Source organism: Microbacterium sp. NPDC060132 (assembly GCF_042729675.1).
GTDB lineage: Bacteria > Actinomycetota > Actinomycetes > Actinomycetales > Microbacteriaceae > Microbacterium > Microbacterium sufflavum.
This window is the reverse complement of record NZ_JBHWXU010000001.1, coordinates 239,354-254,346: the sequence shown is the minus strand read 5'-3', so window position 1 is coordinate 254,346 and position 14,993 is coordinate 239,354. Positions and strand designations below refer to the sequence as shown.

At 67.9% G+C, this 14,993-nt stretch carries 15 protein-coding genes; 13 read left to right on the top strand and 2 right to left on the bottom strand.

Annotated features, from left to right (window positions below; genetic code table 11):
• The first annotated feature begins 18 nt into the window (after positions 1-18).
• Both ACFWCH_RS01330 and ACFWCH_RS01325 read left to right on the top strand, forming a co-directional pair.
• Positions 19-1,050, top strand: a complete 1,032-nt coding sequence (locus tag ACFWCH_RS01330; protein ID WP_378802723.1) for a hypothetical protein — start codon at positions 19-21, stop codon at positions 1,048-1,050.
• A 37-nt stretch (positions 1,051-1,087) separates the two neighbouring features.
• Positions 1,088-2,098 (top strand): alpha/beta hydrolase, encoded by a 1,011-nt coding sequence (locus ACFWCH_RS01325; RefSeq protein WP_136028857.1) that lies wholly within the window; start codon positions 1,088-1,090, stop codon positions 2,096-2,098.
• Here the strand turns inward: ACFWCH_RS01325 and ACFWCH_RS01320 are convergent.
• Together ACFWCH_RS01320 and ACFWCH_RS01315 are read right to left on the bottom strand one after the other, a co-directional pair.
• Entirely contained in the window at positions 2,089-2,721 is a 633-nt protein-coding gene (locus tag ACFWCH_RS01320; protein ID WP_136028859.1) for a GntR family transcriptional regulator, read from the bottom strand. The two genes, ACFWCH_RS01325 and ACFWCH_RS01320, sit on opposite strands and share 10 nt — an antisense overlap.
• 407 nt (positions 2,722-3,128) lie before the next feature.
• Complete coding sequence (locus tag ACFWCH_RS01315; RefSeq protein ID WP_136035747.1) at positions 3,129-3,617, bottom strand: YajQ family cyclic di-GMP-binding protein; 489 nt, start codon at positions 3,615-3,617, stop codon at positions 3,129-3,131.
• Positions 3,618-3,806: 189 nt separating this feature from the next.
• Here ACFWCH_RS01315 and ACFWCH_RS01310 point away from each other — a divergent pair, with 189 nt between their 5' ends.
• The 11 genes from ACFWCH_RS01310 (at position 3,807) to tuf (ending at position 14,878) form a co-directional block, all read left to right on the top strand.
• Positions 3,807-5,015, top strand: coding sequence for a maltose ABC transporter substrate-binding protein (locus ACFWCH_RS01310; protein ID WP_247637665.1), 1,209 nt, complete (start codon positions 3,807-3,809; stop codon positions 5,013-5,015).
• Positions 5,016-5,087: 72 nt separating this feature from the next.
• Positions 5,088-6,692, top strand: coding sequence for an ABC transporter permease subunit (locus ACFWCH_RS01305; protein WP_247637664.1), 1,605 nt, complete (start codon positions 5,088-5,090; stop codon positions 6,690-6,692).
• A gap of 1 nt (position 6,693) precedes the next feature.
• Positions 6,694-7,596 carry a sugar ABC transporter permease gene (locus ACFWCH_RS01300; RefSeq protein WP_136028866.1) on the top strand — a complete coding sequence of 301 codons (903 nt, stop codon included), beginning with the start codon at positions 6,694-6,696 and terminating at the stop codon, positions 7,594-7,596.
• A gap of 69 nt (positions 7,597-7,665) precedes the next feature.
• Entirely contained in the window at positions 7,666-7,818 is a 153-nt protein-coding gene (locus ACFWCH_RS01295; RefSeq protein ID WP_168387200.1) for a hypothetical protein, read from the top strand.
• Between the two features lie 117 nt (positions 7,819-7,935).
• A complete protein-coding gene (locus ACFWCH_RS01290; protein ID WP_247637663.1) occupies positions 7,936-9,078 on the top strand; it encodes an ABC transporter in 1,143 nt (380 codons plus the stop codon).
• A 65-nt stretch (positions 9,079-9,143) separates the two neighbouring features.
• Positions 9,144-9,578, top strand: coding sequence for a hypothetical protein (locus tag ACFWCH_RS01285; protein WP_206252865.1), 435 nt, complete (start codon positions 9,144-9,146; stop codon positions 9,576-9,578).
• A 49-nt stretch (positions 9,579-9,627) separates the two neighbouring features.
• On the top strand, positions 9,628-10,275 hold the full coding sequence (locus tag ACFWCH_RS01280; RefSeq protein WP_205812819.1) for a spermidine/putrescine ABC transporter substrate-binding protein: 648 nt from the start codon (positions 9,628-9,630) through the stop codon (positions 10,273-10,275).
• 217 nt (positions 10,276-10,492) lie between these two features.
• Entirely contained in the window at positions 10,493-10,861 is a 369-nt protein-coding gene (rpsL, locus tag ACFWCH_RS01275) for a 30S ribosomal protein S12 (protein WP_013584051.1), read from the top strand.
• Positions 10,862-10,866: 5 nt separating this feature from the next.
• Positions 10,867-11,337, top strand: coding sequence for a 30S ribosomal protein S7 (rpsG, locus tag ACFWCH_RS01270; RefSeq protein WP_017201608.1), 471 nt, complete (start codon positions 10,867-10,869; stop codon positions 11,335-11,337).
• An 87-nt stretch (positions 11,338-11,424) separates the two neighbouring features.
• Positions 11,425-13,539: an elongation factor G gene (fusA, locus tag ACFWCH_RS01265; protein ID WP_136028870.1), complete on the top strand. Its 2,115-nt coding sequence runs from the start codon at positions 11,425-11,427 to the stop codon at positions 13,537-13,539.
• Between the two features lie 148 nt (positions 13,540-13,687).
• Entirely contained in the window at positions 13,688-14,878 is a 1,191-nt protein-coding gene (tuf, locus tag ACFWCH_RS01260) for an elongation factor Tu (protein ID WP_136028873.1), read from the top strand.
• Positions 14,879-14,993 lie beyond the last annotated feature (115 nt).

Below are 14,993 nucleotides of genomic sequence, written 5' to 3'. Positions count from 1 at the left end.
CCGCCCTAGGCTGAGGGCATGCGACACCGCCCCCTCCTGGCCCTCGCGGCCGTGACCGTGCTGCTGCTCTCCGGATGCGCGCCGGAGCCTGAGCCCACCGAGACGTCGACGCCGTCGGCCTCGGCGTCGCCCACGCCGACGACGGATCCGATCGTCGCCCCGACGCCGGCGTTCGATGTGAGCTGCACCGACGTGGCCGCCGAGATGACCGCCGCCACCGGTGAACCGGCCGGCGAGGTCGCGGAGGTGCTGGGGGTGTGGTCGGCGCCGAGCTGGTATCCGGGACCCGCACAGCACATGTTCCAGCGGGCGGGCGGCATCGCGTGCTCGTCCGGTACGAGCGAGCGCAACTGGGAGGTCTCGGTCGCACCGGGCGCGACGGCCCTGATCGAGGGCGCGGAGTCGCGCGGTGGCTACGCGGGTGAGGAGGCGCGCTGCGAGGTCGGCGGGTACTGCTTCTTCCAGGTCGTGGAGGGCGAGGTGCTGGTGTCCGGGGCGGTCGTGGATCCGGCGCTCGGCCCGGACGATGCGCCGGCGATCAAGGAGGGACTGCGTCGCATCGGCGCGGCCGCCGCGGCGTCGCTGCGTGAGGTCGTGGTGCCGGAGAGCGCGATCGCGGGCGTGGAGTGCTCGCGGTTCCTCACCGACGTCGAGTTCGGTGAGCAGCTCGGCACCGAGGTGCACGTGATCGACGGCTTCGGCGGGTGGTCCATCCCGGCCGAGGTGTACCAGACGGTGAACGGTTCCCGCATCTGCTACTACGCTTCGGGCGACGACGAATACAGCGCGCAGGGCTACCTGATGCTCACGACACTGCCCGGAGGGGCGTGGGCGTTCGAGCGGATCGAGGGCGAGAAGCCGGTGGAGGTCGCGGGCGCGGATGCCGCGCTCACGGGTGTGGACGAGCAGGGCCGCACGGTGCTCGACGTCCGCGTCGGGACGGATTGGCTGCGGCTGATCACCTTCCAGGGATCGGGCATCAGCGACCTCGCGCCGCTCGCGTCGACCATCGTGGAGAACTTCGGTGTCGGTCGCCCGGGCGGTCAGTAGCCCCGTGGGCTAGCCTGGCGGCGACGGGGGGAGACGCATGGCCGAGTGGATCCCGGATGTGCTGGGCGAGGAGTTCGAGCAGCTGACGCTCGACCTCGGCGTCGATGACCAGGGACCCGTGGTCGCCACACTGGTGCGTGCGCTGCCCGCGCCGTCCGGCTGGTGGGATCGGGCCAGGGGGCGTCGGCGCCCGCTCGAGGGCGTGGACGTGCTCTACATCCACGGCTGGTCGGACTACTTCTTCCAGAAGCGGCTGGCGCGCTTCTGGACGGCTCGCGGGGCGCGCTTCTTCGCGCTGGACCTGCGCAAGTACGGACGCAGTCTGCGCGAGGGCCAGACCCCGGGGTACATCAGCGACCTGGCGACCTATGACGAGGACATCGCCGCCGCACTGACGGCGATGGGCCGAGGTGAGGGGGGAGAGGAGTCCGCACGGCGGCTGGTCCTCCTCGGTCACTCGACCGGCGGGCTCACGTTGAGCCTGTGGGCGTCCCGGCACCCGCACACCGCGGACGCCCTCATCCTGAACAGTCCGTGGCTGGAGTTCCAGTTCGCCCCCGTCCGCGCGGCGATCGCGCCGATGGTCGAGTTCCAGGCGCGGATCCGGCCGCTGGACGCGGCGCCCCAGGTCGACCTCGGCTACTACACCAGGGCCCAGCAGGAGGTGGCCGACCCCGACGACCCGATGGACGTGAACCTCGCCTGGCGTCCGGTGCAGACCATGGCGGTGTACGCCGGCTGGTTGAACGCGATCCTGTCGGGCCATCGGACGGTGGCGGCAGGGCTGTCGATCGAGGCACCGGTGTGCGTGCTGCTGTCGGCGCGTTTCGTCCCGCCGACGCGATGGTCGGACGACCTCACGTCGGCGGATTCGGTGCTCGTGGTCGATGACATCGCCCGTGCAGCGCTCCGGCTGGGCTCGACGGTGACCGTCGAGCGCATCGACGGAGCGCTGCACGACGTGTTCCTGTCGCGACACGCGGCCCGTGAGGACGCGTATCGACGCCTGGACCGCTGGGTGGTCGGCTGGAGGGCCGCTCAGACGTAGTACATCGCACGGGCCAGGCGTTCCGCCTCGTCCCCGTTGCCCCGCGTGACGGCGATCTCGAAGTCGTCGTACACCTGTCGCATGCGCTCACGGTCTCCGCGAGGGACCACCCACGCGCGCAGGTTACGGGCGAGGGCGACGTCGACGTCGGTGATCAGCATGCGGTGCTGGTGGTTGCCGCTGTGCTCCGCGAGATACGCGAACACGGCCCACCGCGCACTCGAGGTCGATGCCCCGTCGCGCAGCGTGCGGCGCACCTCTTCCATCAGGCGGACGACCCGCTGGCGCTCCGCCGGGCTGAGCCGTGGCACGGCCATCCGGGCGGCGATGCCCGCCTGGTACCCGGCGAACTCGAGCGACTGCGTCACGACGGCCGCCGTCACCGCGGTCACCTCGGTGTACCGACTCGGGTACATCGTCACGAGCCCGAGTCTCTCGAGTCGCTGCAGCGCCTCTCGGACCGGGGTCCGGGAGACGTGGAGCTCATCGGCCACGTCGACGTCGCGGATGCGCTCGCCCTCCCCCAGTTCGCCCTCGACGATGAGTCTTCCGATGTGGTGGAAGACCTCGTCGGCGAGGAGTTGCTTGCTTTCTCCGATGGTCTTCGTCTCGACGTGCCCCATGGACCAGCCCCCAGTTTCACTTCTTGTCACGGTTCCGCGGCCCCCCGTGTGGCGGTGGGGCCGGCGACTCCGTGCCGATCTTTCTCACCTGCGGATCCGATGTTCGTGGGGGCGGGCAGCGGGCCGGTGAGCTGTTCATTCTTCCTTCACCGTGGTGCGGGCACTTCGGATCCGGTGACGCGAGCCCGCGGTGCCTGCACCCTCGTCCCCACGAGAGCGCCTGCGAATCCCGGGCACCTCGTTCCGCGCGGGCGGCGTGCAACGAGGGCGTCCATGGCTCCGACGGATCGGGGCCGCTTCCAGTCTTGGTCAAGCACACCGATATCTCGATATGCGTTGACCGGGGAAAGTCGGAGCGCACGCGAAAGGGGACCCGGCGACGCCGGATCCCCTCTGTGCCGCGCGACCTAGCGGTAGTTGACGAACTGCAGGTCGATGTCGAGGTCGGAGCCCTTCAGGAGAGCGATCACGGCCTGGAGGTCGTCGCGGCTCTTCGACTGCACGCGCAGCTCGTCGCCCTGGATCTGGCTCTTCACGCCCTTGGGTCCCTCGTCGCGGATGATCTTGCCGATCTTCTTCGCGTTCTCCGACGAGATCCCGTCCTTGAGGCTGGAGACGATGCGGAACTCCTTGCCGCTCGCGAACGGCTCGCCCGAGTCCAGGCTCTTCAGGGAGATGCCCCGCTTGATGAGCTTCGACTGGAACACGTCGAGCACGGCCTTCGCGCGCTCCTCCGAGCTCGCCGTGATGAGGACCTGCTCCCCGCTCCACGCGATGGATGCCCCGGTGCCCTTGAAGTCGTAGCGCTGCTCGACCTCTTTCCGTGCCTGGTTCAGGGCGTTCTCGGCCTCCTGATGATCCACTTTCGAGACGATGTCAAAGGAACTGTCAGCCATACAGGCAGTGTATCGAGCAGCCCTCGCGACGACAGGCGTGGAAGCGTTTTCAGTCGGGTGCCGCCCCGCGTGCCCCATCACAGGTTGATATCGACGCTGCTCTCGATTGCGATCCCGCTCCTGATCGATGCATACTGTAAGCGCTTGCAGTCCTTGCAGGTTGAACAGCATTGAGAGAGGCACACACCAATGAAGGTGAACAAGAGGGGCGTGCTCGCCGCGGGCGCGATCGCCATCGTTTCGACTCTGACGCTCGCCGGCTGCTCCGCGGGGACCAGCGGCGGATCCTCCTCCGGCGGCGACGACAGCGGCTCGCTCACGGTCTGGGTCGACGCCGAACGCGTCGACGCCCTCCAGGGTGCGGCCGACGCCTATCAGGACAAGACCGGCGTCAAGGTCGAGCTGGTCGGCAAGTCCGTCGACGACATGAAGGACGACTTCATCCAGCAGGTGCCGACGGGCAAGGGCCCCGACATCGTGATGGGCGCCCACGACTGGCTCGGCGAGCTGTCGACCAATGGCGTCGTCGCCCCGATCGAGCTCGGTGACAGCTCCGAGGACTACCTCCCGGTGGCCCTCCAGGCTGCGACCTACGACGGAACGGTCTACATGCTGCCGTACGCGGTCGAGAACATCGCCGTCCTGCGCAACGCCGACCTCGTGCCCCAGCCGGCCACCAGCTTCGATGACATGGTCTCGAAGGGGAAGTTCGTCGTCGAGCAGGGCACCGAGGGCAACCCCTACCACCTCTACCCGTTCCAGACCGCGTTCGGTGCCCCCGTCTTCGGCACCGATGACAGCGGCAGCTACGACCCGAGCGACCTGCAGCTCGGCAGCGAGGGCGGCTTCGCCTTCGCCGAGTGGCTGGGCGCGCAGGGTGCAGCCGGCACGCTCAACACCGACGTGGACGGCGAGATCGCGAAGCAGCAGTTCCTCGACGGCACGGCCGCGTTCTGGCTGACCGGCCCGTGGAACGTCGGCGCAGCCACCGAAGCCGGCATCAACGTCGCGATCGACCCGATCCCGAGCCCGACCGGCCAGACCGCCTCCCCGTTCGCGGGTGTGAAGGGCTTCTTCGTGAGCGCCGAGTCGAAGAACAAGGTCGCGGCGAACGACTTCCTCGTCAACTACATCGGCACCGAGGACGTGCAGCTCGAGCTGTTCAAGGCGGGCAACGTGCTGCCCGCCCTCACCGCTGCGGCCGACTCCGCGGCGTCCGACCCGATCATCGCCGGATTCCAGGCCGTGGGTGCCGACGCCGTCCCGATGCCGGCCATCCCCGCGATGGGCGCAGTGTGGCAGTACTGGGGTGTGGCCGAGGCCGCCATCATCAACGGTGCGGACCCGAAGGCGACGTGGCAGAAGCTCGTCGACGACGTGACCGCCGCGATCAAGTAACCGCCGCAACGGCACAGACCCTGCCGGAGCGGGCCGCACCGCCCGCTCCGGCAGGATCATGACGAGGACGACATGACAGACACCGACGAGCGCATCGCGCCTCCGACCAAACGACACCGCCAAGCCGCCGCCATCGCCGAAGCGGCGTCCCGACCGATCGGCTGGATGCTGCTGAAGATCCTGCTGCTGGCCATCGTCGACGCGATCGCGGTCTATGCGGCCTTCGTGCTCTTCGCGCACCGGGAGTGGCTGATCCTCGCGATCGTCGTCCTGGTGACGATCCTCGTCAACTACATCTACTTCTCGCGCCGGCGCGTCCCGGCGAAATACCTGACCCCCGGCATCATCTTCCTCGTCCTCTTCCAGGTGTTCACGCTGCTCTACACGGGATACATCGGGTTCACGAACTACGGCACCGGCCACAACGGCACCAAGGAGCAGGCGATCTCCTCGCTCCTTGCCTCCGCGCAGGAGCGCGTCGAGGACTCGCCGACCTACCCCGTGACCGTGGTCGAGCAGTTCGGCACCTACGGCTTCCTGGTGACCGACCCCGGCACGGGCGATGCGCTGCTCGGCACGGCCGACGAGCCGCTGCACGAGGTCGACGCCGACTTCCAGGGCGGGCAGGCGGTCGCGGTCGACGGGTGGACCACCCTTCCGCTCGCGACGGTGTTCACGCTGTCCGACCAGCTGGAGCAGCTCTCGGTGCCGTTCAGCGACGACCCGAACGACGGGAGCCTCCGCGCGCCGGACGGGCAGAAGGGCTACCTGTACGTCTCGACGCTCGCGTACGACGCGACGGCCGACACCATCACCGACACGGACACGGGCACCGTGTACCGCGACACGGGGGAGGGTGCGTTCACCGCCGAGAACGGCGATCAGCTCCTTCCCGGCTGGCAGACGACGGTCGGCTTCGACAACTTCGTACGCGCGGTGACGGACTCCTCGATCCGGGGTCCGCTCATCTCGGTCACCGTGTGGACGTTCGTCTTCGCCCTGGTCTCGGTGGCCTCCACGTTCTTCCTCGGGCTGTTGCTGGCGCTCGTGTTCAACAACACGCGGATGCGGTTCCGCAACGGCTACCGCATCATCCTGATCCTGCCGTATGCGTTCCCCGCGTTCCTCTCGGCGCTGGTGTGGGCCGGCATGATGAACGAGAGTTTCGGCTTCATCAACCAGGTGCTGTTCGGCGGTGCCGCGATCCCGTGGCTCACCGATCCCGTGCTGGCGAAGGTGTCGGTGCTCCTGGTGAACCTGTGGCTCGGGTTCCCATACATGTTCCTGGTGTGCATGGGCGCGCTGCAGGGCATCCCGGAGGACGTGAACGAGGCGGCCGTCATGGACGGGGCGAACGCCTGGCAGATCTTCCGGCGCATCAAGCTCCCCCTGCTGCTGGTGACGGTGGCCCCGCTGCTGATCTCGTCGTTCGCGTTCAACTTCAACAACTTCAACCTGATCTACATGCTGACCAAGGGGGGTCCCCGGTTCAGCGACGTGTCGATCCCGGTCGGCCACACCGACATCCTCATCTCGATGGTCTACAAGGTCGCCTTCACCGGGCAGACCCGCGACTACGGACTCGCCTCGGCGTTTACGATCCTGATCTTCATCGTGGTCGCGACCATCTCGATCATCAGCTTCCGCAAGACCAAGGCCCTCGAGGAGCTGAACTGACATGAGCACGACCAGCCCGACCGCCGCCCGTCCGGCTCCGCGCCGCCGCTCGTTCCGCGCCTGGTTCGCCGACACCGGCTGGCGGCACCTCGTCGCGATCGTCGTGAGCGCGTTCGCGCTCTTCCCACTGCTCTACGTGGTCTCGGCCTCGCTCAACCCGAAGGGCACCCTGACCGGTTCGAACCAGCTGTTCTCCGCCATCGGCATCGACAGCTACGTGCGCATCCTGAGCGACCCGCAGAACCCGTACGGCACCTGGTTCCTGAACACCCTGCTCATCGCGGTGGTCACCGGCGCCGTGACGGTGTTCATCGGAGCCTGCGCCGCGTATGCCTTCTCGCGCATGCGTTTCGCCGGGCGCCGCGTCGGTCTCGTCACGATCGTGGTGGTGCAGATGTTCCCGCAGCTGCTCGCGGTCGTCGCGATCTTCCTGCTCATGTCGACCATCGGCGACTGGTTCCCGGCGATCGGGTTGAACACCCATACCGGGCTGATCCTGGTCTACCTCGGTGGAGCGCTCGGGGTGAACACGTATCTGATGTACGGCTTCTTCAACACGATCCCCAAGGAGATCGACGAGGCGGCACGCATCGACGGCGCGGGTCACGCGCGCATCTTCTTCACGATCATCCTGCGCCTCGTCGCGCCCATCCTGGCCGTGGTCGGGCTGTTGTCGTTCATCGGCACGGTCAACGAGTACGTCATCGCGAGCGTCATGCTCGTCGACGTCGATCAGCAGACGCTCGTGGTCGGGCTCACCAAGCTCGTCGCCAATCCGCGCTACGCGGACTGGTCGGCCTTCAGCGCGGGCGCGGTCATGGCCGCGATCCCGGTGATGATCCTGTTCCTGTTCCTGCAGAAGTACATCGTGGGCGGTCTCACCGCCGGCGCCACGAAGGGCTGAGCCCTCCGGTCACCCGTCGCCTCGGCGTTGCACCCCGACGGCCGGCGGGGCGCGACGTACCCTGGCGACATGGCACGGGTGGGTGGTCGCAGCATCGGGATGAGCTGGGTGGCCGGGGTGATCTGCACCGTGATCATCGGCGGCCTGCTCTGGCTGTCGTTGCCGATGATGCCGGTGCTGGCGCAGTTCTTCGGCGACGCTCTGCGTTCCGCCCTGCCCTGATCCGCGGTTCCCCCCTTCCGCAGGCACCGACCCGGCGACACGTCGGCACGCCTCCGTGAGGGCCTGGACACGCGGCGGTACCCTCGCAGAGCACACATCGATGAGAGGCGCACCCCCATGAGTGATCCCGAGGCTCGTCAGCCCGAGAAGCCGCGCGACGTCGACGACGTCGTCGGTAGCGCGAACGCCGGTCTCGATGCTGCCGCCGCAGCCCGAGCGGACGTCGCCGGCTCCGACGCGGAGGCCGAGGCGGAGCGCACGCCCGCCGACGCGAACCCGGAGCGCCAGCACCCGCCGGTCGACCCCGATCTCGCCGCGTTCGAGACCGCCGAGCGCGACCACCCCGGCACCTTCAGCTCGACCGCTCCCGCCGCGGGCGCGGTACCCGTCGCCGACCGTGCGGCCGCCGCCGAGCAGCGAGCGGATTCCGACCGGCTCGCCGACGACCGCGGTGCCGAGCGTCTTCCCGCCGACCGGCTCGCGGGCGACCGTCCGGATGACCGCGTCGCGGACGATCGTCGCGACGCCGATGCGACCGCGGCCTTCCCGACTCCCGGGGCGGCCTCCTGGTCGCCACGTCACGAGGAGTCGTCCATGGCGGACACGGCATACGCCCCGCACTCCGACGACGCCGACACACGCATCGTCCCGTCGGAGCCGTACGTCGGGACAGCCGGCGCCGCCGCAGCTCAGCCTCAGCCGATCTTCGTTCAGGCTCCGGAGCCGCCGCGCGACCGCGGAAACCGCGGAACGGCCGGGGCGATCGGCCTCCTGGCGACGGTCGCCTTCGCCATCCTCTACCTCGGCACCGCGGTCGGCCTGCGCGCCATCGCCGGAGACGTCACGGGCGAGAACATCGGCGAGGCCTTCCTCGCGCCGCTGCTCACGTGGGGCTACTGGACCCCGGTCGTCGTGTTCTTCCTGGGCTTCTGGCTCCTCGGCGCGATCATCAACCGCGGCCGCTGGGGCCTCTGGGTGGTGTTCGGCATCATCGTCGGGCTCATCGCGTACGCGGGGCACATCCTCGGACAGCTCTTCGAGGCGCCGTTCTGGAAGCTCACCGCTTCGCAGGGCCTGGAGCTCGCGGGGGAGCAGCTGCTCGCCCCGCTCGCCATCGCTGCCTTCGTGTTCGCCAGGGAGCTGACCATCTGGTTCGGTGCCTGGGTGGCCCGCAGCGGCGCCCGCAAGACGGAGCTGAACGCCGAGGCGCAGCGCGAGTACGAGCGCACCCTCGAAGCCGGCCCGACGCTGGCGAGGTAGTCACGCACGCCACCACGCCGAACCCCCGCGGGCCCGAGTCCGCGGGGGTTTCGCCTGTCCTCGCGGTGGTGCTCGCCTCCATCGGGTTCTTCGCGCTGTCGGTGTTCGGGCTGGGCGCGCTGAGCGTGGCGACGGATCGGGACATCATCGCGGTGGAGGGCCTCGGCCAGGTGCCGGGTGTGGTGGGCATGATCCTGGCGGTGGTCGCGTTCGCTCTGTCGCTCGGCGCGACGCTGCGGCGCCGGCGTCCGTCGTTCGGCTCCGCGCTGGTGATCGCACTCCTCACCGCGCTGGTCCATCTCGCGACGCTGTGGATTGCGGTGCTGGCTGCCGCAGAGAGCCTCATCATCGCGACGGCCGTCGCGGGAGACCTCGTCCGGGGCGGCGCTAGCGCGGTGGTCCTGGTGGCGGCGGCGATCGCGGGCTGGAGCGGTATCGCCCTCCGTCGGACCCGCAGCGAACGTCCGCGATGGCCCTGGGAGCACGACGAGGGGGAGTGACCCCCCGCAAATCCGCGCGGGGAGCGGTGACGCGCCGTACGCTGGTGTCGTGGAGCGCTCACTGGAGACGCAGGTGGACCAGGCCGTCGAGGCGTGGCTGCGCTGGGTGCCGCGCTGGGAGCCGGCCACCCACCGCGGCCGGGTCGCGCCGTGCCGTCGCTGTCTCGGTTCGCCCATCCTCGCCGCGGCCGGGATCGCGGGCGACACACCCCACGGGGTGCAGCACGGGCTGTCGACGCGCATCAAGACGATCGTCGACCACGCGGTCGCGGACTACACGGCCCGCAACCTTCCGATGCTCCAGCGCGAGCTCGACAGCCAAGCGGCCAGGAACAGAGCACGCAGCTACCGCCCGACCGAGGACCTGGCTCCCGAGTTCGAGGGCCTGCCGCTCGACCCGGAGCCGGTTCCCGGCGCACCGTTCCTGTTCACGATCGCCGGTCTCGCCGACGACTCCGCGGCGGAGCTCCCGCCGCTGCCGCCCCTGTCGGAGGAGGCGAAGATCGCGCTACGGCAGGAAGTGGCCCTCGCCGACGAGTACGCGAACCTCATCGGCCGCGAGATCTGCGGCCTGCTGCTGCGCCACCGCGTCTCCATTCAGGCGGCGGTGTCCCAGCACGTCGAACCGCAGATCGAAGCCATGCTCGCCGAACTCACGGAGTCGCTCGACTCGCCGTTCGGCCCCGACGTGAGCTGAGCCGGCGGCGGCCGCCCTCATTTGACCGCGTTGGTTACGCGGCATTACACTTGATCAGGTGTGTGCACGTCCTGACGTGCGCGCTGGGCGTCGGCCCCATGCCGGTCCGCCCCCACGGCATACCCACCACACCAAAAGCTCGCCGGTTCCGGCGTGCCGGTGGGTCATGATGTGAAACCCATCACGCTGTCACCGTGCAGCACTATGAGGAGAGAACGTGCCAACCATTCAGCAGTTGGTTCGCAAGGGTCGCTCGCCCAAGGTCTCGAAGACCAAGGCGCCGGCGCTCAAGTCGAACCCGCAGCAGGCCGGGGTCTGCACCCGCGTCTACACCACCACCCCGAAGAAGCCGAACTCGGCGATGCGCAAGGTCGCCCGTGTGAAGCTCCGCAACGGGACCGAGGTCACCGCGTACATCCCCGGTGAGGGCCACAACCTGCAGGAGCACTCGCTGGTGCTCGTCCGCGGCGGTCGCGTGAAGGACCTCCCCGGTGTGCGTTACAAGATCGTCCGTGGCGCCCTGGACACCCAGGCCGTCAAGAACCGTAAGCAGGCTCGTTCCCGCTACGGCGCGAAGAAGGGTTGAGTTAGATGCCTCGTAAGGGTCCCGCCCCGAAGCGCCCCGTCGTCAACGACCCGGTCTACGGCGCACCGATCGTCACCTCGCTGGTGAACAAGATCCTCGTCGACGGCAAGAAGTCGCTGGCCGAGTCGATCGTCTACGGCGCCCTCCGCGGTGTCGAGGCGAAGAACGGTCAGGACGCCGTCGCCACGCTCAAGAAGGCGCTCGACAACGTGCGCCCCACGCTCGAGGTCCGCAGCCGCCGCGTCGGTGGCTCGACCTACCAGGTTCCGGTCGAGGTCAAGCCGCACCGCGCGAACACCCTCGCGCTGCGCTGGCTCGTGAGCTACGCGAAGGGTCGTCGTGAGAAGACGATGACCGAGCGTCTCCAGAACGAGATCCTGGACGCGTCGAACGGCCTCGGTGCCGCGGTCAAGCGCCGCGAGGACACCCACAAGATGGCCGAGTCGAACCGCGCGTTCGCTCACTACCGCTGGTAATCAGCTCGGCCCGTCCCTCGGCCACCCGCCGAGGGACGGGCACCCCCTCTTCGCAGTACGACTGCTCCAAAAGATAAGGACACTCCTGTGGCACAAGACGTGCTCACGGACCTGAGCAAGGTCCGCAACATCGGCATCATGGCGCACATCGATGCCGGCAAGACCACGACGACCGAGCGCATCCTGTTCTACACGGGCGTCAACCACAAGCTCGGCGAGACGCACGACGGCGCCTCGACCACCGACTGGATGGAGCAGGAGAAGGAGCGCGGCATCACGATCACGTCTGCCGCCGTGACCTGCTTCTGGAACAAGAACCAGATCAACATCATCGACACCCCCGGTCACGTGGACTTCACGGTCGAGGTGGAGCGCTCGCTCCGCGTCCTCGACGGTGCGGTCGCCGTGTTCGACGGCAAGGAGGGCGTGGAGCCCCAGTCCGAGACCGTGTGGCGTCAGGCCGACAAGTACAACGTCCCCCGCATCTGCTTCGTCAACAAGATGGACAAGCTCGGCGCGGACTTCTACTTCACGGTCGACACGATCATCAACCGCCTCGGTGCCAAGCCGCTCGTGCTGCAGCTCCCGATCGGTGCCGAGAACGACTTCGTCGGCGTCATCGACCTCGTGGAGATGCGCGCACTGGTGTGGCCCGGCGACGCCAAGGGTGACGTGACCATGGGCGCCTCGTACGAGGTGCAGGAGATCCCGGCCGACCTCAAGGACAAGGCTGAGGAGTACCGCCAGCAGCTGCTGGAGACGGTCGCGGAGACCGACGAGGAGCTTCTCGAGAAGTTCTTCGGCGGCGAGGAGCTGACGGTCGCAGAGATCAAGGGCGCCATCCGCAAGATGGTCATCGCCAGCGAGATCTACCCGGTGCTCTGCGGCTCGGCGTTCAAGAACCGCGGCGTGCAGCCGATGCTGGACGCCGTCGTCGACTACCTCCCGTCCCCGCTGGACGTGCCCGCCATCGAGGCGCACGACCCGAAGGACGAGGAGAAGATCATCGAGCGTCACCCCGACGCGAAGGACCCGTTCGCGGCCCTGGCCTTCAAGGTCGCCGTGCACCCGTTCTTCGGTCGCCTGACGTACGTGCGCGTCTACTCGGGTGAGCTCGAGTCGGGCGCTCAGGTCATCAACTCGACCAAGGGCAAGAAGGAGCGCATCGGGAAGATCTTCCAGATGCACGCCAACAAGGAGAACCCGGTCGACAAGCTGACCGCCGGCAACATCTACGCCGTGATCGGACTGAAGGACACCACCACCGGTGACACCCTGGCCGACCCGCAGCAGCCGGTCGTGCTCGAGTCGATGACGTTCCCGGAGCCGGTGATCGAGGTCGCCATCGAGCCGAAGACCAAGGCCGACCAGGAGAAACTGGGTCTCGCCATCCAGAAGCTCGCTGAGGAGGACCCGACCTTCCGCACGGAGCTCAACCCCGAGACCGGTCAGACGACCATCAAGGGCATGGGCGAGCTGCACCTCGACATCCTCGTCGACCGCATGAAGCGCGAGTTCCGCGTCGAGGCGAACGTGGGCAAGCCGCAGGTGGCGTACCGCGAGACGATCCGCAAGGCCGTCGAGAAGCACGACTACACGCACAAGAAGCAGACCGGTGGTTCGGGTCAGTTCGCCAAGATCCAGTTCAACATCGAGCCGCTCGAGCTCGACGGCGAGAAGACGTACGAGTTCGTGAACGCGGTCACGGGTGGCCGCATCCCGCGCGAGTACATCGGCTCGATCGACGCCGGTTTCCAGGACGCGATGAACGTCGGTGTCCTGGCGGGCTACCCGATGGTGGGCGTCAAGGCGACCATCGTCGACGGTGCGGCACACGACGTCGACTCCTCGGAGATGGCGTTCAAGATCGCGGGCTCCATGGGCTTCAAGGAGGCCGCGCGTCGTGCCAACCCCGTGCTGCTCGAGCCGCTGATGGCCGTCGAGGTCCGTACTCCCGAGGAGTACATGGGCGACGTCATCGGTGACCTGAACTCGCGTCGTGGCCAGATCCAGTCGATGGAGGACGCCGCCGGCGTCAAGGTCGTGCGCGCTGCGGTGCCGCTGTCCGAGATGTTCGGCTACATCGGCGACCTGCGTTCGAAGACCTCCGGTCGCGCCGTCTACTCCATGGAGTTCGACAGCTACGCCGAGGTCCCGCGCGCGGTGGCCGACGAGATCGTCCAGAAGGCCAAGGGCGAGTAACACTTCCTGGGAACAGGGCCCGCCGTCCTGTTCCCAGGTCACCTACAACTTCACATTCCCTCTCTACTAAACTGAGAACCTAACCCGTAGAGAACCGGTCGCAAACCAGTGCCCGGCACCTCTACAACGACGTCCTGAGGAGGACCCAGTGGCTAAGGCCAAGTTCGAGCGGACCAAGCCGCACGTCAACATCGGAACGATCGGTCACGTCGACCACGGCAAGACCACGCTCTCCGCAGCGATCTCGAAGGTGCTTGCTGACAAGTACCCGTCCGACACGAACGTGCAGCGTGACTTCGCTTCCATCGACTCGGCGCCGGAAGAGCGCCAGCGTGGTATCACGATCAACATCTCGCACATCGAGTACGAGACCCCGAAGCGCCACTACGCGCACGTCGACGCTCCCGGCCACGCCGACTACGTCAAGAACATGATCACGGGTGCGGCTCAGATGGACGGCGCGATCCTCGTGGTCGCCGCCACCGACGGCCCGATGGCCCAGACGCGCGAGCACGTGCTGCTCGCCAAGCAGGTCGGCGTTCCCTACCTGCTGGTCGCGCTGAACAAGTCGGACGCGGTCGACGACGAGGAGATCCTGGAGCTCGTCGAGCTCGAGGTCCGCGAGCTGCTCGCCGGCCAGGGCTTCGACGAGGACGCTCCTGTCGTCCGCGTCTCCGCTCTCAAGGCTCTCGAGGGCGACGAGAAGTGGACCCAGGCGATCCTGGACCTGATGCAGGCTGTCGACGACAGCGTTCCGGACCCGGAGCGTGACCGTGACAAGCCCTTCCTCATGCCCGTCGAGGACGTCTTCACGATCACCGGTCGTGGCACCGTCGTCACGGGTCGCGCCGAGCGTGGCACGCTGGCCATCAACTCCGAGGTCGAGATCGTGGGTCTGCGTCCGACGCAGAAGACGACCGTCACCGGTATCGAGATGTTCCACAAGCAGCTCGACGAGGCCTGGGCCGGCGAGAACTGTGGTCTGCTCCTCCGCGGCACCAAGCGCGAGGACGTGGAGCGTGGCCAGGTCATCGTGAAGCCGGGTTCGGTTACGCCGCACACCGACTTCGAGGGCACCGCGTACATCCTGTCCAAGGACGAGGGTGGCCGCCACAACCCCTTCTACACGAACTACCGCCCGCAGTTCTACTTCCGCACCACGGACGTCACCGGCGTCATCTCGCTGCCCGAGGGCACCGAGATGGTCATGCCCGGCGACACCACCGACATGACGGTCGAGCTGATCCAGCCGATCGCCATGGAGGAGGGCCTCGGCTTCGCCATCCGTGAGGGTGGTCGTACGGTCGGCGCCGGTACGGTGACGAAGATCATCAAGTAAGCATCTGCTTCCTCGCAAAGGGGTCGGACCTTCGGGTCCGGCCTCTTTGTCGTTTTCCACGCTCTAATCGGGCTTCCGCGGGCGGGGGAGGGCATGCACAATGAGTGTGTCCGGT